Here is a 22,390-nt window from a genome sequence, read left to right as displayed (position 1 = left end):
CTATTCCTATTATTGGGCGAGGAGCTTGGCAGTAATTGCATTCTGCCAACGGTATGGAAGAGCACCTATCAAACGCAAAATAGATGTAAATTTCTTGGGGAAATATATGTGGCTACTTCCCTTGGCTAGACCTTCTCTTATTTCTTTGGATGCTCGTTCAGAGGAAATCAACATCGGCATTTCAAAAGAGTTTTTGTCTGTGAGCGGTGTCTTAACAAAACCAGGGTAAATAATCGACACATCAATTCCTTGAGGCTTGAGATCGAGTTGTAGAGCCCTTGCCAAATAGCTCACCGCAGCCTTTGATGCCCCATACGCCTCTGCTCGTGGTAAAGCTACTTCGCTGGCTATAGAGCCGACAATAGCAAGTCTTTGACCTTGCTGGAAATATGGTTGGCAAGCCTCGATGGCATTAGTTAAACCAATAACGTTAATATCAAAAACACGCTTTACTAACATAGCGTCAAGTTGACCATTATTAATGTATTCACAATCGCCTGCGTTCAAAACCCATAAATCAGGCACTTTGCCTAAACCGCTCAACGCATTTTTGGTTGCTTCAAGATCAGTAAGGTCAAAGGCTAAAGCATAAAGGTTTGAAAACTGGCTGCTCAACTCAGTCAAACACTCTTGGTTTCGACCACACGCATAAACATTTACACCACTTTTAGCATAATCTTTAGCAAGTTGAAGGCCAATTCCCGATGTCGCTCCAGTAATCAGAACTGTGTTCATTTACCCAACCTCACTTTGATAGCCTTAATTAAAGACCCAAGTAATGGCAAGTTCTCATATAACATTTCACCAAGATCAAAATAGTCACGATGATAAATGACTCGACCTTGGGAGAATTTTAAGTGGCTGACTCCATTTACATATACTGTCGAGCCATTGGAAAGCTTGGAATGCTCAAGTGACATTTGCCAAGTCAGAAATCCGCTATCACCTGATTGCTGGTGTTCAATAATATCAAAATCACAGCGCTTTACGTTGCTGTATAAAGCTTGGAAATAGTTTTCTAATTCACTCCAGCCCTCTAGCTTGTGAGCTGCATCTTCAAACACGACTTCTTGATGATAGACATCAGATAGTAGGTGCAGATTAGATTTATTTAGTTGCTGATATACTTCGCCAACTGATTGCACATCCATTCAGGGACCTCTCACTATGTTATACATTAATTTATATTGTACAACATAGAAACATTAGCTGATTTCGAACAGTTGTACAAATTTTATTTTGTATAACTTGTACGTCTAACGCATCAAAGAGATCAAAAAAAGGCTTAGTTATAAACCAAGCCTTTTCAATTTATTAGGACGAGACAAGACATTATAGAGTCCGAAGTACGCCCTATAAGTTACGTAATGCAGAAATACGCTTATCCAGTGGAGGATGACTCATTAGAAGTTCTGTCATTGAACGCTTTCCATTAATACCAAACGCCATCATTGATCCTTCAAGTTGAGATTCATGACTAAGTTTCAAGCGTTCCAATGCCGCAATCATTTTATGTTTCCCTACTAATTTAGCAGCGCCAGCATCAGCATAAAACTCACGACGACGGCTGTACCACATAGTGATAAAACTGGCTAGGAACCCAAACACCAATTCCAAAACAATCGATACACCAAAATATACCATCATGCTACTGCCGCCCTCTTTATCATCATTTGAAGAGACTATATTGGCAATAAAGCGCGATAGGAAAATCACGAATGTATTAACAACGCCTTGCATTAGAGTCATAGTAACCATGTCTCCATTTGCAATGTGGCTGACTTCATGCGCCAGAACGGCCTCGGCTTCATCTCGTGTCATATTATGTAATAGACCCGAAGACACAGCGACCAAAGATTTGTCACGCTTTGCTCCCGTGGCAAAAGCGTTTATATCAGCTGAATTATAAACAGCTACACTTGGTATTCCAATACCCACTTGTTGAGACTGACGATGCACAGTTTCAAGCAGCCAGTGTTCGGTTTCATTACGAGGACTTTCAATAACCACACCGCCGACAGAACGAAGCGCCATACTTTTTGACATCATCAAAGAAATAAACGCACCGCCAAAGCCAAACACTGCCGCCATAACAAGCAAACCAGACAAACTGCCAGGCTGCATTCCCGTGACGGAATAAACAATATTTAGTACAACACCCAAGACCAATATTACGGCCAAGTTGGTTGCCAAAAACAACATTACACGCTTCATTACATTTCTCCGACACTGAACTCTTTATTATATTCCAAACTAGGAACTGATTATCTCTCTATTAGATATAGTCTATCCCTTTTAATTACAAGTGCTAGGCACAAATTGAAACATTTGTTTTCACCACAAAAATTCATCGTTCAGATGCTTACATCAACATCCATAAGCAAGAATTTCAGAGATTAGACTTTTGTCTTATTGCGACTAACTGCAAGCATGTTAGATTGGGGCAGTATTTAAATACCCATGTGCTAAAAGGACAACATCATGGCTGAGACACACAACTATCAGATGGCTATTGATCTACTATGCTGCCACCTTGGCATTTCAGAGGAAGAAGCAAAGAAACAACTCGGTATTTGCTCCCAACAGCAGGTACAAAAGCATATTGCGGATGCGCACCAGGTTTTAATGAGTGTCAACCAAGACGCCTAAGACAAAAATTTAAAAGGCTGACTCAGTTGAGTCAGCCTTTTTGTTGCTAATGCAAACGATAAAAATCATGAAACATTTAGAATTGCGGAAATATCGATGTATTTAGCGAGGTTTTTTTGTTTAATACTTGGCACATATGGTATTTCACCCAATTTTGGTGCGCTAATTTTATTCTCTAACATAGAGATGATATCGGCATAGTGTTCGGTGCCTGGGTTTATCCTATTGGCTACCCACCCGACAATCTTCAACCCATCAGCTTCGATGGCATCAACTGTCAACATGGCATGACTTAAACAGCCAAGTTTAATCCCGACGACTAGAATCACCGCAAGCTTTTCCTGTTGCACCCAGCTAGAAAGGCATTCATTGTCGTTGACTGGCACCCGCCAACCACCAGCCCCTTCAACTAACACAATATCTGCTCTTTTTTTGTGTTGCGAAAGCTTGCTGCTGAGCACAGTATATTCAATATTGACCTTTTCACGTTGAGCCGCAATGTGCGGAGAAGTGGCAAGTTCAAGCGGATATGGATTGATATCCTCATATTCCACTTCAAGTGTCGACGCCATTTGTAGATATAGTGCATCAGAGTTTCGGTATCCATGCTCCGTTTTTTCACAGCCCGCTGCAACGGGTTTATATCCTATGGTTCTTATTTCCTTCTGCGCGAGCGCATTAAGAATCGCAGTAGAGGCAACCGTTTTGCCTACATCCGTATCCGTACCAGCAACAAAAAATGCGTTAGTCATATATGAATCACCCCTAAACAAACCTGATATGTAGCAGGAACCAAACCCTTATGGTTTCTAAAACTTTGATAAGCCTGCTCGACTTGTAGCAACATACTACGGCTAGTCAATCCCTGAGATCGTCCCTGCACATAGCTAGCACCAATCCCTTTTAGGTCCCGCATTAGTGAAAATGCAGAGTTATACCAAACCGTAATAGTGGGTAAGTCTAACTGAGGGTTATGGCAACCAGATTGCGCTAACGCAATTTTTATCTCATCTAGGCTACAAAAATCATTAACATGTTGATATTCATTAATGTTGTTCCATGACTCTTTAAGTTCATACAAAGAGCCATCCAGTAAGGTGGAGAAATAAATGCCGCCGTTTGGCTTCAAAATTCTGCGCATTTCACGCAAAGGTACTGATAAGTCACCACACCACTGCAATGCAAGACTAGAGAATACCAAATCTACTGATTGAGAAGCTAAAGGCAAAGACTCAGCATCACCTTGCTGATAGCGCATTTTTGTAATACCACAACGCTGTTTGGCTTTCTCCAGCATTTTCTTCGATAGATCGCAACATATTACATATGCCCCTCGGTGGCGCAATAATGCCGCGAAGTAGCCAGTACCACATCCTAAATCCAACACGGTTTTTCCACGCATATCACTAGGCAAATACTTAAGTAATCGTGTACCAACCTCTCTTTGAAAAGCCGCATGTGAGTCATAATTATCTGCTGCTTTACTAAACGCCTCAGCAATTGCTGATTTATTCATAGGCGATAATGGGTAGTCTAGAATCGTTTGTTCCATTAATTCACCTTTTCTATCGCCATTTTCATTGCTTTTGCCAGCTCTCTGAGCTGAGATATGCTGTGTTTTGCTGTCAATGTCACTCTAAGCCGCGCTGAATCTGGGGCTACCGTTGGCGGCCTTATCGCCGTCAGCCAAAAACCTAAGCGGCTAAGCTCTTTCACAACGTGAACCGAATAACCGCTATCACCAAGCAACAAAGGTTTGATTGGTGTAAAAGTTTCAACATAGCCATCAAATAAAGAAAAGCATTGGTGATACTCATTTTGTAGCTCTTCAAGCTTGTCACGCCGCCACTGCTGAGTACGAACCATCTCAATACTATGGGATATAGCATAAGCGAGAGACGGGGGAATAGCGGTCGAATACACATGATGTTTGGCAAACTGAGTAAGATAATCACCTAATCCTTGGCTACACATGATGGCGGCACCGGATAAGCCTAACGCTTTACCAAAGGTCACAACCAACGCATCTGGTTTTATGCTGGCTAACTCGCAACTTCCTCGTCCTTCATTACCAAGCACGCCAATGCCATGCGCATCATCAACCATTAACCAAGAATCGGAACCAGTTATCTTATGGATATCAGCCAGGGGTGCCAAATCACCATCCATGCTAAACACGCCCTCTGTTACCACTAAGCCACCTTTAGTAAGGATACTTTTAAGATGACTAACATCGTTATGACGAAAGCGCTTCATTATTGCAGAAGAAAGGACCCCAGCCTCCATAAGCGAAGCGTGATTAAGCTTATCTTGCACCAACAAGTCATCTTTTTTAAGTAGGCTGAACAATAATGCTTGGTTCGCAGAAAAGCCTGAACCAAACAAAATAGCACATTCAAACCCCAACCAATCACAAAGTGACGCTTGCAAATTTGCATGCGCTTTTGAAAACCCAGTAACTAATGGTGAGGCGCCACTACCATTTCCATATAAGTCGATCCCTTGCTGCCAAGCAAACGATAGCTGCTTGTCTGCTGCTAACCCTAAATAATCATTATTTGAGAAGTTGGTATGAGCCTTAGTTTGGTATAATATCCGTGCAGTATTTCCAGCATCAACTGTGCGTATATTACGCGTTACCCCCAAGCGCTGCCGTTCGGCCAATTTATCTTTTATCCGGGCATCAAATGGCTGCATCATAGAACAGATCATTTTTTTCAGGCCGCGCCGCTACGCGCTCAACAACGCGATCAAGTAAATCATTTTCTTCAATTTCATCTGGTCGCTGTAAAACTTCAAATCGATTAATTCCCAGCTTTTCAAATAGCTGCACATCTTTATCTTCTGAAGGGTTTGGTGTAGTCAGTAGCTTGCAGCCGTAAAAGATAGAATTGGCACCGGCCATAAAACACAGCGCTTGCATTTGCTCATTCATATCCTCACGTCCAGCGGATAGTCGAACCGCCGCTTTAGGCATTAAGATACGAGCTATAGCAATCAAACGGACAAAATCGAACGGTTCAACATCGTCCACCTCTTCCAATGGTGTGCCTTTAACTTTGACCAGCATATTAATTGGCACACTTTCAGGGTGAGTTGGCAAATTTGCCAGTTCAACCAATAAACCAGCTCTGTCATTGGCACTTTCTCCCATACCAATAATGCCTCCAGAACAAATCTTCATCCCTGAATCTCGCACATGTGACAAGGTATCTAATCTGTCTTGGTAAGTCCGCGTAGTAATGATATTGCCGTAAAATTCAGGTGAAGTATCTAGATTGTGGTTATAGTAGTCGAGACCTGCATCGGATAGTTGATTAGCTTGCTCTGGAGTAAGCATGCCAAGAGTCATGCAGGTTTCTAGCCCCATGTCTTTGACGCCTTTAATCATCTCGGTTAAATGAGGCATATCGCGCGCTTTAGGGTTTTTCCAAGCCGCCCCCATACAAAAACGTGTTGAGCCAGCACTTTTTGCTTTTTGTGCCGCATCTAACACTCGCTCGACTTCCATCAAGCGCTCTTTTTCGATATCAGTTTGGTAGCGTGCACTTTGTGGACAATATTTGCAGTCTTCAGGACACGCGCCAGTTTTAATAGAAAGCAGTGTACTGACTTGTACATAGTTATGCTGCTGGAACTGGCGATGGACAACTTGCGCTTCAAACAAAAGATCCATAAAGGGCTTGGCCATTAATGATCTTACTTCAGCGACAGTCCAGTTATGACGTGCTTCCACATGACTTCCTTATACGTTAGTTGGAATGAATGACTTGGCTAGTCTAACCACACGGAGTACACTGTCAACAACTTTTAAAATCAAAAGTTTACATTTGATTATTTTTTGAGCAAAAGGACAATCATGGATCTTGAATTTGATCGTCGCCATATTTGGCACCCTTATACTTCAACACTCGCGCCTTTAACTTGCTACCCTATCACTTCTGCTAATGGTGTTTATATAGAGTTAGAGGATGGCCGGCAACTTGTCGATGGCATGTCGTCATGGTGGGCCGCTATTCATGGCTACAATCACCCACAACTCAATCAGGCTGCACATGATCAGCTCGATAAAATGTCGCATGTTATGTTCGGCGGCATCACCCATGAACCTGCGATCAACTTGTGTAAAAAGCTGCTTTCCATGGTGCCTAATAATCTAGAACAGGTCTTTTTGGCAGATTCAGGCTCAGTTGCCGTTGAAGTGAGTTTAAAAATGGCCCTTCAATATTGGCACAGTAAAGGTGAAAGACGTTCCAAATTTTTAACGCTGCGCGATGGCTACCATGGTGACACCTTTGCTGCCATGTCAGTCACTGATCCTGACAACTCTATGCACTCTCTTTACAAAGGCTTCTTACCCGAACATATTTTTGCTGCATCGCCTAAAACAGGCTTTCACCAAGAGTGGAATGATAGCGATCTTGATGACTTTAGGGCTAAAATTAGCCAGCACCACCAAGAGATCGCCGCGGTTATTCTTGAGCCAATCGTTCAAGGTGCGGGGGGCATGCGAATCTATCACCCAAGCTTTTTACAGGGTGTACGCGCCTTATGTGATGAGTTTGGTGTGTTGCTTATTCTTGATGAGATCGCAACTGGGTTTGGCCGAACCGGTAAGTTGTTTGCTTGCGAGCACGCTAACATCCAACCTGATATCTTGTGTGTGGGTAAAGCACTAACAAGCGGCTATATGACGCTCTCGGCAACGTTAACCTCAAAAGAAGTCGCCGATACTGTTTGCTCGGGTGAGGCTGGCTGCTTTATGCATGGGCCTACCTTTATGGCTAACCCTCTGGCCTGCGCAGTCGCCAACACGAATCTGGAAATCTTAAAACAAGGAGACTGGCAAGCACAAACCGAAATGATTGAGTCCAGTTTTGCGGCGCATTTACCCACACTACTGAAATATGACTTAGTAAACAATGTGCGCTGGCTAGGCGCCATTGGTGTGGTGGAAACCAAACGACCAGTCAATATGGAAAGCATTCAAGCTTTGTTTGTGGACCAAGGAGTTTGGATACGGCCATTTGGCAAGCTTATCTATATGATGCCACCTTTTATCAGCCAAGAGCATCATATTAAAGCTCTGATCAATGCCATCGAAAAAGCACTTCAGCAAGTTTCGTGCTTTGAATAACGCTGATTTTGTTGAACGTGACCAATCAAAAGGCCTCGTAATGAGGCCTTTTTAAATACTAATCTTGTTCAATCATCCAGCGTTTGAAGTTTTTACGCTCTTCGCCACTGGCTTTTAAATACCAAAGCTTTAACTGCAAAGTGCTTTCTGTTTCGGTAACGCCTGCAATGGTGGTAGTTTTACGTTCACCAGAAACAACTGGCTCACCATGTTCTAGCTTAGCTAGCTCAGCTTTAAGCTCAATGACTTTCCCAGAATCAAATACCAAACCACGCTCTTTATTATAGTTTTCTACTAATAGTAGGACATTGTAATACGGAAAAGCGCCATCAGCAGGTGGCAACATTTGTTGTGAATCTTGTACACGCTTGCCATCAATGGTGAATTCAAAAATTGGCTGCTTCTTATTTACGCTAGTTTCAATTTTACTTAATTTATTTGAAACAAGTTCAACTTTAAGCGTTTTAGCATCTTTAACATCAAGAGTGACAATATAAGGACGTGAAGAGTAATACTCACGCTTATGACCATCTTTTAACTTACCAGCAAATTCAAACACAAACTGGTTTTCACCAGCCACTAACTCAAGGTTATCATCTTTAACTTTTTTACCGTTTAGAACCGGCGCTGAAATACCACTGGCTAAATCCAATTCAACCGCTAAAGCCGAATAAGAAACAACAGATGCTAATACAGTGAGAATAAGAGGTTTTATCATGTTCAATGTGGTATCCCTTTTAAAATAACAAAAGCCAACGCATAAGCGTTGGCTTAGATAGTACCCTAATTAACAAGTAATTAGAATGTGTAGTATGCGCCTAGGATAAATGTGTCCGCATCCTGTTTCTCACCAGCAGAAAAGTCGTTAGACGTTTCTGCCGTTTGGTACTCACCAAAGATGTTTACATTTTCAAGAATAGCGTATTCAACACCAACAACTAGGTTAGTTAAATCACCTTTAGCATTTACATTAGAACCCGTACTAGATTGCTCTTCATCTAGCTCTAACACATCATAAGTTGTATAAAGACGAGTTTTTTCAATTGTGTATTGAGCAGCTACGCCGTAAGCATCACCATCAAAGTATCTTGTAGGAGTTTTGTTAAATAGGCCCCACTCGTTTACACCTTCAAACTGAGCAAATGTTGCGGAAAAATAGAAACCTTCAAGCTCAACGGACGCTGCAACACCAGCTACTGTATAGTCGATATTCTCTGCTGACTCGCCGCTATTAAATGCAGCACCTACAGTGAACATATCGTTAATAGACCAGTCTAGAGACGTACCGTAAGTATTGTCCTGCTTATCGCTAGACTCAGTATTAACATCAGCAACAAATACTAGACTCTCACCAATCTTTGACTTAAATACGATCCCTTGACCATTAGACTCTGAACGGTGACCACCAGCACTACCAAAGTACTTACCTTCGTTAGTGATGTCTCCTTTCTCAATCGCATCTTGAGAGTCAACTACATCACCAACTTCACCGATAGCAACACCCCATACGTCAGTCTTAATACCAACATAAAGGTCATCAAAAGAAGCGTTATTTGTGTTATTACCATCGTAAACATCCGTGCCAGACTCAATCTCGAACGAGGCAAAACTTGTTAGTGTGTCATTAATCTTACGCTCTGCATCAAGTTGGATCTTACCCCAAACTGCCACATACGGATCTTTTTTAGTGTCATTAACATCGGTTGTTGCAACATATGCATCAACTTCACCAGATAGCGATACTTTAGAAGTATCGGTAGAGTAAATCTCAGCTGCGTTCACGCTTGCTGCCGCTGCTAGAACTGAAAGAGCTACTAGAGTCTTTTTCATAATAATATCCACTGCCTTTTCTATAGAATGAGGGAAATCCTTATCCGGTTCCCTTTATGTTTTTTGATGACAACTCAGAACTCTAACTGGTCAGATGTTGCCGTCATTAAATTGCGGGACTAGATTGCAAAATAATCATCTCAGTGTCAAATACTATAAATAAAAAGCTAAAAAAAGATAAAACAATGCAAAAACAGTTACTTAAATTAACAACAAACCCCTATAAGCATGTATTTTGAACAAAAAAACCAAATTATCATTATTGAGAAGCACCATTAAAATCCAGATATATAACCAAAATTTGTTTTTAAAATGTTAATAAACAGAATATATAACTATCAAAAAAACACTTATAAAGAGATATCTTTTTAAGTCCCACAATTAACGCTAAGTTTATGAAGGTTCAGTTTTTTTTTGTGAAGAAGATCCATATTTGAAACGAAAGTACCCCATTTAACCTACTACTTGCCCTCTAGACAATGTGCTAATATCGCATTTCGCAATCTAAGGCTTCTCTATGACCTCCAGTAAAATCCAAAAAACCATCCGTACTAGCTACCAAAATTTACAGTCACAACTGGATAATTTTATTCCTCGCCGAGCGCAAAATTATTTAACAGCAGAAATCACTAAATCTTTATGCGGCGAATACCATAAAAAAACCCGTATGATCGTTGCCGAAGCTGGCACAGGTATTGGAAAATCTCTTTCCTATTTAATGGCAAGTATTCCAGTTGCACTATATAACAACCGAAAAGTGGTCATATCCACTGCCACCGTTGCGCTACAAGAACAACTGATTAATAAAGATTTACCTTTATATCGCAGGTTAATAAATAGAGAGTTTTCGTTCATCCTTGCTAAAGGTAGGCAACGTTACTGCTGCGCAGAGAAGCTTGCAGCAGCCAGTGGTGTCGATGGAGGTCAGTTGGCCATGTTTGAATCTAAGCCAAAAGCCAAAGATATCGAACAGTTACAATTGATGTATCAAAAATTGGCGCAAAACAAATGGGATGGAGATAGAGACTCTTGGCCAAAACCCATCGATGATGGAATTTGGCAGTCAATCGTTAGTGACAAACACAGTTGTAATCTTAGTCTGCCTGCTCACAGAAACTGCCCTTTTCAAAAAGCTCGCTCAGAGCTGGATAAAGTCGATGTGGTAATCGCTAACCATAGCTTGATCATGGCTGACGCGGACTTAGGCGGCGGGGTGATACTACCTGAGCCAGAAAATACCATCTATGTCTTCGATGAAGCTCATCACCTACCTCATGTAGCAAGAGATCATGCCTCTGCTGCAGCAAGTTTGAAAGGCGCAGCAAGTTGGTTGGAGAAACTTAATCAATCAGTGACTAAATTTACCAATCTCGCTGATGAAAAACGAGTCGCACGATTTCGTAACGATCTACAAGCTTCTATCCAAGAACTTATCCCCTCTTTCACCCAGCTTGCCACTCGGTTTGATAGCACACAATTTGAAGATGGGTATTATCGGTTTGAAAATGGTGAACTGCCAAGTTGGCTTGAAGACGAATCAAAACAGCTCAAAACGCTAAGTCAAAAAGGCGCGCAGTCGGTGTCGAAGGTAGCCGATTTGATTGCAGAGCGAGTAAGAGATGGAGAACTCGCCAACCGGTTAGCTGAGCCGGCTCTAGCTGAACTTGGTTTCTTTATACAACGTATGGATAATCTTGCTCAAGTCTGGCACTTAATGGCCCAGCCACAAAGGGAAAATGGAGCACCGCTTGCACGCTGGTTAGAGTTAACGCCCGAGAAGGAAGGTGACTTTGTAGTTAATGTGTCGCCTCTAGAAGTAGGATGGCAACTAGACCAGAAAATTTGGAGCAGATGTATAGGTGCGGTGCTAGTTTCTGCTACTCTTCGCGCTTTAAATTCATTTAGTTTTTTTTGTCGTCAAGCGGGTATCAGTGAGAAACCGGATGACGGTGTAAAATTCTTAGCCTTAGCGTCTCCCTTTGATTATCAAAATCAAGCTGAGTTACTGATACCAAAAATGCCTTGCGAGCCACAAGCTCACCAGTACACTGATGCCTTAGTCGAAAACTTACCTAAGCTTATTATCAAGGATAAAGCCAATCTGGTACTTTTTTCTTCCTACTGGCAAATGAATCAAGTCTATGACGCCGTCAGCCAGCACTTTGCTAAAATTGGCTGGTCACTACAGGTTCAAGGTAAAAATTCGCGCTCAGAAATTCTAAAAAAGCATAAAACATTAGTTCAATGCCAGAAAACAAGCATCATATTTGGAACCGGTAGCTTTTCCGAAGGTCTAGACTTACCCGGAGAGCTATTAGAGAACCTCATTATTACTAAAATACCTTTTGCTGTACCTACTTCGCCTGTCGAGCAAGCTCATGCTGAGTATATTGAAAGTAAGGGAGGCAACCCTTTTATGCAGATAGCAGTGCCAGAAGCGAGTAAAAAATTGATTCAATCTGTCGGTCGGCTACTGCGAAAAGAGCGTGATTCTGGTAGAGTTGTCATCCTTGATCGACGCATCGTCACAAAGCGTTATGGGCAGGCGCTGATCGATGCTCTGCCGCCGTTTAAACTTATCATCGAGTAAATAAATTAAGATATTGTATGGAATTTTTTGAACCAACATTACTGTTGGTATTAGCGCTAGTGGCCTTTACGGCTGGGTTTATCGACGCTGTTGCTGGCGGTGGTGGCATGCTCACGGTTCCGGCGCTTCTTTCGTTGGGTTTACCGCCACATATTGCCCTTGGTACCAATAAATTAGCGGCAAGCTTTGCCTCCTCAACAGCCGCCTTTACTTACTACAAGAAACGCTTGTTTAAGCCCGAGTGTTGGAAACGAGCATTCGTTGCCACCCTCATAGGTGCAACCATTGGAACTTTAGTCGTCGATCTCATCAGCACAGAGTGGCTGGAGAAAGTCTTACCGCTTATTATTTTGGTTGCCGCTATATATACTATCTGTCATAAGACTCCGACAAGCATGAGCAATGAAATGCCCGAACCATGCCCCAAGTTTAATAAAAAGCAATATGTACAAGGATTTAGCATCGGCTTTTACGATGGTCTAGCCGGCCCGGGCACAGGCGCATTCTGGACTGTCAGCTCAATGGCGCTATATCGTCTTAACATTTTACTGGCATCTGGTTTATCAAAAGCGATGAACTTTACCAGTAACTTCACGTCTTTAGTTACCTTCGCATTACTCGGTCACATTGATTGGGTATTAGGACTCACTATGGGGATATGTTTAATGGCTGGCGCCTTCGTTGGTGCCCACTCAGCAATCCGTTTTGGTGCTAATTTTATTCGCCCTGTATTTGTCATCGTGGTGAGCATATTGGCCGTTAAACTGGCTTATGAAGCATGGTTTGTTTCAGTATGAAACCACTAAGCGAGCTATCTAGTCTTTTGCTGCAACTTGAGTCCCAAGCCAGACTTAGGGATCAAAAATATGGAGAGCACCATCAGGCGCTTTTTGATCAAAGCCTATTTCGCTGCCAAGCTAAGCAATTACACCCTTATGTAAATGAAGCTCAAGCTACCCTAGCAAGACTCACTACCCAATTAAGGGCAGCAGCAGATACGATACATCAGGCCCAATACCTATCCGAAAGGCTGATTTGTCAGATTGATGCAATCAAAAAAGAACTGAGTTCATTTCAAGTTAGGCAACAAGAACATCAAACTAAGTCTTCAAAACAAAGTGATCTAAATCGATTGTATCAAAATCTAGCTCAGCACCAACAATGGGAACTGACACTAAAAACCATGGTATCTCAATCTGAGCAAGAGCATCGCCAAACTACTGGTAGAGAGAAGGTCTTAGCATCTCAGAAACTAACTGCAACTCGAAGACGCTTGCAGCGCTGCCAACAAGCTAAACTCAAAATAGAAAAACACATTATTTACAAAGAGCGAAACCAGTAATATGTCATCTCCCGAACTGGAAAAAGCACCCGACGAAATTAAACTTGCCGTAGACCTTATTTACCTCATAGAAAGCCATCAGATAGACACTAAAATCGCCCTCGAAGCGATCAATATTGTTAAGGCTGATTTGGAAAAAAACTGGAGTCCGAACAGTGAGCTATTCGCTTAAAATCAATATGGCCGATTTTTTAGCTAATTATTGGCATAAAAAACCTATCGTGATCAAAGCTGGGTTTGCTAACTTTATCGATCCTATCACACCTGAGGAACTGGCAGGTTTGACGATGGAAGCAGAAATCGACTCACGCTTTATTAGCAATGAAGATGAAAAGTGGTCCGTACAGCATGGTCCGTTTGAAGATTCCTTGTTTGCAAGTTTGCCTGAATCTCATTGGCAGCTCGTCGTTCAGGCTTGTAACCACTGGCATGAAGGTGCGGCTGAACTAATAGAGCCATTTCAATCTCTTCCTCAGTGGATGCTCGATGATTTAATGGTTTGTTATTCAGCCCCTCAAGGCGGTGTGGGGCCACATATAGACCAGTATGATGTCTTTATTGTTCAAGGAAATGGTAAACGACATTGGCGTGTTGGAGCCAAAGATAAAGGGCAATATCAAGAGTCTATTCAAGCCGGAGCCCTACGCCAAATAACGGGCTTTAATGCCATCATAGATCAAGTTTTAATGCCTGGTGACATACTATACATTCCGCCAGGTTTTCCACATGAAGGTAATACTCTAGAACCAAGCATGAGCTACTCTATTGGCTTTCGCTCACCCAAAGAACGAGAACTACTAAGTAACTTCGCCGATTATGTGATAGCCAATGATAAGGGGGATGTTCACCTACATAATCCAAATATACGCCCTCAAACCCATCATGGTGAAGTGCAAATCAGTGATTTAGATAAGCTTACTGCTATGCTTCGTTCTGCCCTAGAATCTGAAAGCGATGTTCATAGTAGTATTGGAGTCATACTCAGTCAGCCTCGCCATCAACTCAATATTATCGAGCTTGATCCCCCTGTGACTGCAATTGAAATCGAAAGTCACTTAAGAGACTGTGGCATATTACGTAAAATATCTGGACTTAAGGCACTTTATCTGCAAAGCAATGCGTTATGTGTTTACATCAATGGTGAAGTATACCCAACAGAATCTGACTATCTAAAACTCCTTTTGTGTAATCAGTCGGAGATTAACTATCAAGATATTGAAAGTAAACTCTCCCAGCCCGATATAGAACTGCTCGTTTCCCTAGTCAATGCCGGTTTGTGGTATTTGGACTAGAGCAAGTGGAGCAGATAATCTAATAACTACCCAAATGAATAAGTAATTACTGTTTCCAAGGACTTTAATCAAATGAAAGTTATATCATTTAATATCAATGGCCTAAGGGCTAGACTTCATCAACTTCAAGCGATTATTGACAAGCATCAACCCGATGTTATCGGCCTGCAAGAAATCAAAGTACACGATGAGGTTTTTCCATTGCAAGAAGTCGAAGCAATGGGTTATCACGTGTATTTTCATGGTCAGAAGGCGCATTATGGCGTCGCTATGTTGTGTAAAAAAGAGCCTATTTCAATTCGTAAGGGATTCCCGACGGACAATGAAGATCATCAAAAGCGTATGATTATGGCGACAGTAGAAGATGCCAACGGAGAAAAAGTAACTATTTTAAATGGTTACTTTCCTCAAGGTGAGAGTATCGACCATGAAACTAAGTTTCCATATAAACGTCAGTTCTATAAAGATCTGATGACTTATTTGAATGAGCATCACGATAACAAAGAGCAGCTGATTGTGATGGGTGATATTAACATCAGCCCAATGGATTCTGATATCGGCATTGGTGAACCAAATAGAAAGCGTTGGCTAAAAACTGGCAAATGTTCATTCCAACCTATCGAGCGAGAGTGGCTACAAACTCTTTTGGATTGGGGATTAGTTGATACTTTCCGTACTATTAACCCTGAGGTTACCGAGCGCTTCTCATGGTTTGACTACCGTTCACGAGGGTTTGATGATAACCGTGGCTTACGTATTGATGTCATTTTAGTAACACCATCTCTGGCAAGTAAATGTATTGAGTCTGATATTGATTATGAATTACGAGGTATCGAGAAACCTTCCGACCACGCGCCAATATGGTCAAGTTTTGAATAAGCCAAACTACATAAGCAAGAACTGAATTATAGAAGGGCTGGCACAAAGTTATGTGCCAGCCCTTCTACTTCTAGACTGTTGTCAGGGTTTATTAAATCGCGGTAAAATCAGCCTCAACCATAGGATTGATATCAGCGTCGTAATCTACTCCGGCAATACCAAAACCAAATAATTTGAGGAATTCTTCCTTATATTCAACATAATCTGCCAAGTCTTGAAGATTATCACTGGTAATTTGTGGCCATAAATCACGACAATGCTGCTGAATATCATCACGCAGTTCCCAATCATCTAGACGTAGGCGATTTTTATCATCAACTTCAGCTACACTACCATCTGCTCTGTACAAACGTTCATTAAACATACGGAAGATCTGCTCCATACAGCCTTCATGTACGCCCTCTGCGCGCATTTTCTTAAATACCATAGCAATATAGAGCGGCATAACAGGAATAGCAGAGCTCGCTTGAGTCACAACCGACTTGAGTACCGCTACATTGGCGCTTCCACCTGTAGTAGCAAGTTTTTCATTTAATGCATTAGCGGCGCGGTCTAAATCCATCTTTGCTTTACCCAAAGCACCATCCCAATAGATTGGCCAGGTCAGCTCAGTACCAATATAGCTATAGGCTACTGTCTTACAACCCTGCGCTAATACACCAGCATCCGATAGAGCATTCATCCATAGCTCCCAGTCTTCCCCGCCCATCACGGTAACTGTATCTTGAATTTCTTGCTCGCTAGCTGGCTCAACACTCACTTCGATAATCATATCTTTATTCGTGTCTACTGCCGTTGAAGTGTAAGTCTCACCGATTGGCTTCAAAGACGAACGAATAACTTCACCCGTTTCTGGCATTTTACGAACTGGCGATGCCAATGAATAAACCACCATATCAATCTGACCTAAGTCTTGTTTGATAAGCTCAATTGTTTTTTGCTTCGCTTCATTAGAGAAAGCATCACCATTAAGACTTTTTGCATACAGACCTTCTTCACGAGCCAATTTTTCAAATGCTGCTGCATTATAAAAACCCGCTGTACCTGGCTTTTTCTCTGTACCTTCTTTCTCGAAGAAAACACCAATAGTCGAAGCACCGCCACCAAATGTCGCCGCGATACGAGAAGACAGGCCGTAACCACTAGAAGCTCCAACAACTAATACGCGCTTAGGAGCGTTTGCAATTGTACCTTGCGCTTTTGTGTAAGCGATCTGTTCTTTTACGTTAGCTTCACAACCCACTGGGTGTGTTGTTGTACAGATAAATCCACGAATTCTAGGTTTGATGATCATATTCAGCTTCCTTTAAAAAACCCCGCTAGGATAAAAGGTTCAGCGTTTATTCGCATCTAATTTCTGTAAAAATGTAACTAAAATGCAAGTGGTTGGAGGTCTTTCATCCAAGTTTTAGATTTCGAGCAAAAACAAAGGCACCATTGAGGTGCCTTCAGCTTAGAGGTTAAATGGTACTAAGCAACACTATCGAGCTTCGCTTTACCTTTCTTTGCTTTACCTCCAGTCAATACTTGGCTCAGATCATGGCTAAAGTCATCAACTTGAATTGCTCGGTAACGCAGCGCTTCAGCAGCCATGATTTGTTCCACTTCATCTTCACTAAATACATCAGCTTCCAAAGCCTGAGCAAGTCTATCTTTCAGTAATCCTTTGCGATCAACTTTACCTTCTTGAGCCGCTCGCATTAGTTTTCTCTCCAAGCCTTTAATGCCATACATGGCTAAGAATGCCTCATCCATCAAACCAACAGCATCATCTTGTTCCTTACCTACATAGCAAAGATGAGTCAAGCGATCACGATGAACTCCTGGTGTCATTAGGCTCTCAGCCAATTTCACGGTCAGGTCGTCATTTGGTTTAGCAAAATGATTGCCAAGAGGGAATATCAACCCTTTGAGTAAAACACCAACCATTTTCTGTGGGAAATTACTAAATACTTCTGTTAACGCTTGGGCAGCATTGTGTAAACAGTGTTGAAGTGAGTAATGGACATAATCTAGGTCTTGCTGCTGCCGTCCTTCATCTTCATATTTCTTCAGTGCCGAAGAACCCATGTAAAGATACGCCAGCGCATCACCAAGACGAGCTGAAATCATCTCTTTACGCTTAAGATCTCCACCAAGCGTTGCCATTGCTATATCTGCACTTACCGCAAGTGCACGACTAAGACGAGTTAAATCTTTATAATACACCTGAGTTGGGCCACTCATATCCGCCTTAACAAAGTAAGACCCTGTCAGAGCTGCGCCAAATGCACCAAAGGTATTTTTGGCTGCATGACCTATGTGTTTAAACAATAACTTATCAAAATCTTTCGCACCCTGCTCTTGATCTTCATTGGCTGCGGCTTCCATTTCTTTGAGTACAAATGGATGACAACGAGTTGCACCCTGACCAAAAATCATCAGATTACGGGTTAATATATTTGCACCTTCCACCGTGATCGCAACAGGAATACCAAGGTAGTGCGTAGCAAGGTAGTTCATTGGGCCGTCTTGAATCGCTCGCCCTGCATGAATATCCATTGAATCATTGAGAATAGTGCGTGCCATTTCTGTCATATGGTATTTAGCAATAGCAGTCACTATTCCGGGTTTCTCTTTCAAGTCGAGTGACGTGGTTGTCAATGTTCGACTTGCTTCAAGTAGATAAGTTAGACCGCCAATTCGGCCCAAAGCTTCAGCGACACCTTCAAACTTACCAATCGACATACCAAACTGTTTACGGACATATGCATAAGCACCCGTGGTACGCGCCGTAAGATGGCCAATTGCTGTACCCAGTGCAGGCAAAGAAATTCCTCTCCCAGCAGACAAGCATTCAACCAGCATGCGCCAGCCTCTCCCCGCATATTCTTGACCGCCAATTAGCCACTCCATAGGAATGAAGACATCATTACCTCGGGTTGGACCATTCATAAAGGCAAGGCCCATAGGGTCGTGGCGCTCACCAATTTCGACTCCTTTGTGATCGGCAGGGATGAGTGCACAGGTAATACCAAGATCTTTTTTATCACCAATCAAACCTTCTGGGTCATACATCTTAAATGCAAGACCTAATACAGTTGCCACAGGAGCCAAGGTAATATAGCGCTTGTTCCAGTTGAGGCGAATACCAAGTACTTTTTTATTCTTGTATCTGCCATAACAAACAACCCCTTCATCAGGGATACCACCAGCATCCGACCCTGCTTCAGGGCCCGTGAGAGCAAAACATGGAATATCGGTACCATCTGCTAAACGCGGTAGCCAGTAATCTTTTTGTTCTTGAGTTCCATAATGAGACAATAGCTCACCAGGCCCAAGAGAATTGGGCACCATAACTGAAACAGCAGTACTTATACTGCGGGTGGCGATACGGGTAACGATTGTTGAGTTAGCTAATGCAGAAAACTCTCGTCCGCCGTACTCTTTCGAAATAATTAACGACAAGAAACGCTCTTTACGCAAATATTGCCAAACTTCCTCTGGAAGGTCTCGATCATGCTTAACCATCTTGTGATCGTCTAACATTGCGAGTAGGGTTTCCAGCTCGTTATCGATAAATGATTGCTCTTCTGTCGATAACGTTGGCGCCGGGTATTTGTGCAGCTTTGCAAAGTCTGGTTGCCCTGAAAATAGTTCACCATCCCACCAAACACTACCCGCTTCCATCGCTTCTTTTTCCGTAATGGAAAGAGGTGGTAGTACTTTTTTAAACATTTTAAAAGCGGGGTCACTGACCCATTTTCTACGTAGAGAGCACATAATCAGTTCCTTTTGTTCATAGCTGGTGGTCCAACTTATTTTTATGTTCCAGTTTCTACTCGGCAGCTACACCAGCTGCTAAGTAAGGGATAAGCTGATCGACGATATACTTTGAGTCCATCTGCTTGTCATAATCGTTTTCTGCAATTTCCATCAGTGCCTGACTAGAAGCCATAGTAAAAACACTGGTTCCGAGCGTAAAATGCAGTCGCCAGAATAATGTTTCCTGAGTCAGGTTCGGATTGGCTTTAAGTACCGACTGAGTGAATAAAGACAACGTATCTTGATATCGAGTAGTGATAAACCACCGCAAATGACCCTGTACATCTGTGTATCCACGTCCAATTAATAACATGAAACGGCTAGTTCCATTGGGCCGTATATCATTTAGCGCACGTAACGGCCCTCTTATCGACTCAAACACATCTTGCATGGAATAGGTTTGGTTTAAATTAAGTGTAATCAATGCATCCTGAACCGCTGGCATAAAAGCTTCTAAATAACGATTCAGCACCGCTCGTACTAAAGTTTTTTTATCACCAAAATGGTAATTGACTGAAGCAAGGTTGACTCCAGCTTTGCTGGTAATTGCACGCAGTGAAGTGTCATTAAAGCCATGCTCTGCAAATAAGGCTTCAGCGACATCTAGGATTTTGCCTTTGGTGGTTACTCTCATCGAGATTTCAATCGCTCGTATTAAACATCTGTTTGAAATATACAACCGAAACAAGTATCCAACAAGTTATTAACATCACATTTTTAATAAAATGGTCGGACCAGACCGCATAATGAGCAGTTTTGTTACACTAAAAATTTAAATAAATTTGCGAAATGATGGAACCGATAGAAAAAAGTAGAGTCTGACTTTATGTAGTTAGCCAATCTTTACTGAGTTTGCAGGCTGATAAACCTGCAAACCTAACTTACGTGACTAATTTACGCTGCTTTTTCTTATATAACTCCTATGTTTTGTATCAGCCCAGAGCCAGATTGCCCTGGGCTTTTTTTATTCACGAAAACAACATATTCATCGGCAGTGTCTTATCAAAATCAGGTAAACTCTTTTGTGTTGAACCCAAAAAGAAATCCCAATGAAGCTTAGCAATTCCCCCATAACCACGCATACATTTGAAGGTATTCAATTTTTTCTAAAGCGGGATGATTTGCTCCACCCTCAATTTAGTGGCAATAAAGCACGTAAGTTTATATCGCTGCTACAAAGTGAGCTGCCACAGATTAAGACTTTGATTAGTTACGGCAGTCCACAAGCTAACTCGCTCTATTCACTCGCGGCATTGTGCGCCCTTAAGGGCTGGACACTAGAGTTTTATGTTGATCGCATTCCTAGCTGGCTGCATAACAAACCGATGGGCAACTATCGTGGCGCTCTAGAACTTGGGGCAAAAGTGATTGCGGTTAATAATCAAGCCTCTCACCCTACCCAATTCATCCAACATATTCGTTGCCCCGACTCTAGTTGTTTAGTATTAGAAGAAGGCGGAAGAGAGCAACAAGCACAGCTCGGGATAGAAGAACTAGCAGAAGAAATTCGTAGTTGGGTTTACTCGCAAGCCAATAAAAACATCGTTGTCGCTTTACCTTCAGGCACAGGCACTACAAGTGCTTACCTTCAGCATTTTTTGAAGCCTGATGGAATAGATGTCATCACCTGCCCTTGTGTAGGAGGTCGCGATTACTTAGTTAAACAAATCGGGTCGCTCGATGTTCAGTACCTGCCTCAAATTCTGCAGCTAGAAAACAAACACCACTTTGGCAAGCTGTATTACAACGACTATCAAATATGGGGAGCACTGCTCAAACAAACCAAAATAGAGTTTGATTTGTTATACGATCCTATGATGTGGCAATGTTTGCTTGATTGGTGCCCACGTAATACAGATAAAACCTTGCTATACATTCATCAAGGAGGCGTACTTGGCAACGAAAGTATGCAACCTAGATATCAAAGGAAATTTGGTCCAACCAAAACCTAATAAAATGGTGTATTAGCTTCTATTGCACTACGTACTATTTACTTTTTCCGCTCTGAGCGTCGCCTTTATCGGTAAAACTGATTACTCTTTATTGTTGTTGCATTAAACTTACTCGTACAACAATAAATAGCCTCTTATTACTAAGGAGAATCTATGCGTTCACCTCTATTGACGTTATTACTATTGATCTCAGGGCCAACATCAGCCTATATCATTACCACTCCTGGTAAGCCGGTGGTTGCAATCGATGCTAGCAATACAGGTAAGAGAGTCTGTTACTACCAAGATCAGGCATATTCTCTGGGCGCTATTTTGCAGGTTGGCGACCACTATATGACCTGCGATAGAGCCAATGATTTTGAAACTAATGGTGCTCTCAAATGGCTGCCTTTAGACAAACAAAATCAGGCTGAATCTATCAACCAAGAACATGATCCAAGTGTTAAAACGTATTCGGTAAAATAGGGGGGATTAAAAACAAGTCCTCGTTAAATACGACTATGGAGCACCCAATGATTAAGCCCATCGCTACAAGATTAACCAAAGGGCAAGATTTAAAAACGCAAATTCAGTCTTTAGTTATAAGGCATGGTATACAAGCGGGGTCGATTGCATCCTGTGTCGGAAGTATAGAACAAGTCAGCCTGCGTCTTGCTGGCGCTACACAATCAATGACTTTGAGTCAACCCTTTGAGATTGTCTCTATGATGGGAACACTCACGCCAACTCATCAACATATACACCTATCGGTTGCCGACGAAACGGGAAAGGTCATTGGTGGGCATTTACTGGACAATACGATCATTGATACCACTGCCGAACTGATTATTCATCACTACCCAAACCTGAGCTTTTCACGGCAGCACGATAACACAACTGGCTACAGTGAATTGGTAATAGATACAAACAAATAAA

The 22,390-nt window shown here is 42.1% G+C and carries 23 protein-coding genes; 11 read left to right on the top strand and 12 right to left on the bottom strand.

The window, feature by feature from the left end; translation table 11 throughout:
* Positions 1–9: 9 nt before the first annotated feature.
* From OCV27_RS06200 to htpX, 3 genes are all read right to left on the bottom strand, one after another.
* On the bottom strand, positions 10–735 hold the full coding sequence (locus OCV27_RS06200; RefSeq protein ID WP_125320897.1) for an SDR family NAD(P)-dependent oxidoreductase: 726 nt from the start codon (positions 733–735) through the stop codon (positions 10–12).
* Positions 732–1,151: a nuclear transport factor 2 family protein gene (locus tag OCV27_RS06195; protein ID WP_125320896.1), complete on the bottom strand. Its 420-nt coding sequence runs from the start codon at positions 1,149–1,151 to the stop codon at positions 732–734. Before OCV27_RS06195 ends, OCV27_RS06200 begins: the two co-directional genes overlap by 4 nt.
* 202 nt (positions 1,152–1,353) lie before the next feature.
* The gene (gene htpX, locus OCV27_RS06190) at positions 1,354–2,214 is read right to left on the bottom strand and encodes a protease HtpX (protein WP_125320895.1); all 861 of its coding nucleotides are present in this window, start codon (positions 2,212–2,214) and stop codon (positions 1,354–1,356) included.
* A 267-nt stretch (positions 2,215–2,481) separates the two neighbouring features.
* Here htpX and OCV27_RS06185 point away from each other — a divergent pair, with 267 nt between their 5' ends.
* Positions 2,482–2,649 carry a hypothetical protein gene (locus tag OCV27_RS06185; RefSeq protein WP_185759771.1) on the top strand — a complete coding sequence of 56 codons (168 nt, stop codon included), beginning with the start codon at positions 2,482–2,484 and terminating at the stop codon, positions 2,647–2,649.
* Positions 2,650–2,714: 65 nt separating this feature from the next.
* On the opposite strand, the gene bioD is transcribed toward OCV27_RS06185, so the two are convergent.
* The 4 genes from bioD to bioB are packed head-to-tail and all read right to left on the bottom strand — an operon-like array spanning position 2,715 to position 6,385.
* Positions 2,715–3,401: a dethiobiotin synthase gene (bioD, locus tag OCV27_RS06180; protein WP_125320894.1), complete on the bottom strand. Its 687-nt coding sequence runs from the start codon at positions 3,399–3,401 to the stop codon at positions 2,715–2,717.
* The gene (gene bioC, locus OCV27_RS06175; RefSeq protein WP_125320893.1) at positions 3,398–4,201 is read right to left on the bottom strand and encodes a malonyl-ACP O-methyltransferase BioC; all 804 of its coding nucleotides are present in this window, start codon (positions 4,199–4,201) and stop codon (positions 3,398–3,400) included. Before bioC ends, bioD begins: the two co-directional genes overlap by 4 nt.
* On the bottom strand, positions 4,201–5,346 hold the full coding sequence (locus OCV27_RS06170; protein ID WP_125320911.1) for an 8-amino-7-oxononanoate synthase: 1,146 nt from the start codon (positions 5,344–5,346) through the stop codon (positions 4,201–4,203). Before OCV27_RS06170 ends, bioC begins: the two co-directional genes overlap by 1 nt.
* Entirely contained in the window at positions 5,333–6,385 is a 1,053-nt protein-coding gene (gene bioB, locus OCV27_RS06165; RefSeq protein WP_125320892.1) for a biotin synthase BioB, read from the bottom strand. Before bioB ends, OCV27_RS06170 begins: the two co-directional genes overlap by 14 nt.
* Before the next feature lie 123 nt (positions 6,386–6,508).
* Between bioB and bioA the strand changes: the two genes are divergently transcribed.
* Positions 6,509–7,786, top strand: coding sequence for an adenosylmethionine--8-amino-7-oxononanoate transaminase (gene bioA / locus OCV27_RS06160; RefSeq protein ID WP_125320891.1), 1,278 nt, complete (start codon positions 6,509–6,511; stop codon positions 7,784–7,786).
* Positions 7,787–7,844: 58 nt separating this feature from the next.
* Here the strand turns inward: bioA and OCV27_RS06155 are convergent, their stop codons facing one another.
* Complete coding sequence (locus tag OCV27_RS06155; protein WP_245986709.1) at positions 7,845–8,504, bottom strand: DUF2057 family protein; 660 nt, start codon at positions 8,502–8,504, stop codon at positions 7,845–7,847.
* Between the two features lie 80 nt (positions 8,505–8,584).
* Positions 8,585–9,616: a porin gene (locus OCV27_RS06150; RefSeq protein ID WP_125320889.1), complete on the bottom strand. Its 1,032-nt coding sequence runs from the start codon at positions 9,614–9,616 to the stop codon at positions 8,585–8,587.
* A 517-nt stretch (positions 9,617–10,133) separates the two neighbouring features.
* Here OCV27_RS06150 and dinG point away from each other — a divergent pair.
* The 6 genes from dinG (at position 10,134) to xthA (ending at position 15,719) form a co-directional block, all read left to right on the top strand.
* On the top strand, positions 10,134–12,206 hold the full coding sequence (gene dinG / locus OCV27_RS06145; protein ID WP_125320888.1) for an ATP-dependent DNA helicase DinG: 2,073 nt from the start codon (positions 10,134–10,136) through the stop codon (positions 12,204–12,206).
* 17 nt (positions 12,207–12,223) lie between these two features.
* Complete coding sequence (locus OCV27_RS06140) at positions 12,224–13,003, top strand: sulfite exporter TauE/SafE family protein (protein ID WP_125320887.1); 780 nt, start codon at positions 12,224–12,226, stop codon at positions 13,001–13,003.
* The gene (priC, locus tag OCV27_RS06135; RefSeq protein WP_125320886.1) at positions 13,000–13,548 is read left to right on the top strand and encodes a primosomal replication protein PriC; all 549 of its coding nucleotides are present in this window, start codon (positions 13,000–13,002) and stop codon (positions 13,546–13,548) included. The genes OCV27_RS06140 and priC overlap by 4 nt, the downstream gene beginning before the upstream one ends.
* Before the next feature lies 1 nt (position 13,549).
* On the top strand, positions 13,550–13,720 hold the full coding sequence (locus tag OCV27_RS06130; RefSeq protein WP_125320885.1) for a DUF2496 domain-containing protein: 171 nt from the start codon (positions 13,550–13,552) through the stop codon (positions 13,718–13,720).
* Between the two features lie 7 nt (positions 13,721–13,727).
* Entirely contained in the window at positions 13,728–14,840 is a 1,113-nt protein-coding gene (locus OCV27_RS06125; protein WP_125320910.1) for a cupin domain-containing protein, read from the top strand.
* A 72-nt stretch (positions 14,841–14,912) separates the two neighbouring features.
* Positions 14,913–15,719, top strand: a complete 807-nt coding sequence (gene xthA, locus OCV27_RS06120) for an exodeoxyribonuclease III (RefSeq protein WP_125320884.1) — start codon at positions 14,913–14,915, stop codon at positions 15,717–15,719.
* A 91-nt stretch (positions 15,720–15,810) separates the two neighbouring features.
* Here the strand turns inward: xthA and fabV are convergent, their stop codons facing one another.
* The 3 genes from fabV to psrA form a co-directional block, all read right to left on the bottom strand.
* Positions 15,811–17,013 carry an enoyl-ACP reductase FabV gene (gene fabV, locus OCV27_RS06115; RefSeq protein WP_125320883.1) on the bottom strand — a complete coding sequence of 401 codons (1,203 nt, stop codon included), beginning with the start codon at positions 17,011–17,013 and terminating at the stop codon, positions 15,811–15,813.
* 176 nt (positions 17,014–17,189) lie between these two features.
* Entirely contained in the window at positions 17,190–19,481 is a 2,292-nt protein-coding gene (locus tag OCV27_RS06110) for an acyl-CoA dehydrogenase (RefSeq protein WP_125320882.1), read from the bottom strand.
* A 55-nt stretch (positions 19,482–19,536) separates the two neighbouring features.
* Positions 19,537–20,163 carry a TetR family transcriptional repressor PsrA gene (psrA, locus tag OCV27_RS06105; protein WP_125320909.1) on the bottom strand — a complete coding sequence of 209 codons (627 nt, stop codon included), beginning with the start codon at positions 20,161–20,163 and terminating at the stop codon, positions 19,537–19,539.
* Between the two features lie 409 nt (positions 20,164–20,572).
* Between psrA and OCV27_RS06100 the strand changes: the two genes are divergently transcribed.
* The 3 genes from OCV27_RS06100 to OCV27_RS06090 all read left to right on the top strand — a co-directional run bounded on the left by OCV27_RS06100 (position 20,573) and on the right by OCV27_RS06090 (position 22,389).
* Complete coding sequence (locus OCV27_RS06100) at positions 20,573–21,475, top strand: 1-aminocyclopropane-1-carboxylate deaminase/D-cysteine desulfhydrase (RefSeq protein WP_125320881.1); 903 nt, start codon at positions 20,573–20,575, stop codon at positions 21,473–21,475.
* A gap of 153 nt (positions 21,476–21,628) precedes the next feature.
* Complete coding sequence (locus tag OCV27_RS06095; protein ID WP_125320880.1) at positions 21,629–21,940, top strand: DUF1496 domain-containing protein; 312 nt, start codon at positions 21,629–21,631, stop codon at positions 21,938–21,940.
* Between the two features lie 47 nt (positions 21,941–21,987).
* Positions 21,988–22,389, top strand: a complete 402-nt coding sequence (locus OCV27_RS06090) for a PPC domain-containing DNA-binding protein (RefSeq protein WP_125320879.1) — start codon at positions 21,988–21,990, stop codon at positions 22,387–22,389.
* The last annotated feature ends 1 nt before the right edge of the window (position 22,390 follow it).

The organism is Vibrio pectenicida, from assembly GCA_024347015.1.
Taxonomy (GTDB): Bacteria; Pseudomonadota; Gammaproteobacteria; order Enterobacterales; family Vibrionaceae; genus Vibrio; species Vibrio pectenicida.
Note: the sequence above shows the minus strand (reverse complement) of the source record. Positions and strands in the feature narration are given on the sequence as shown.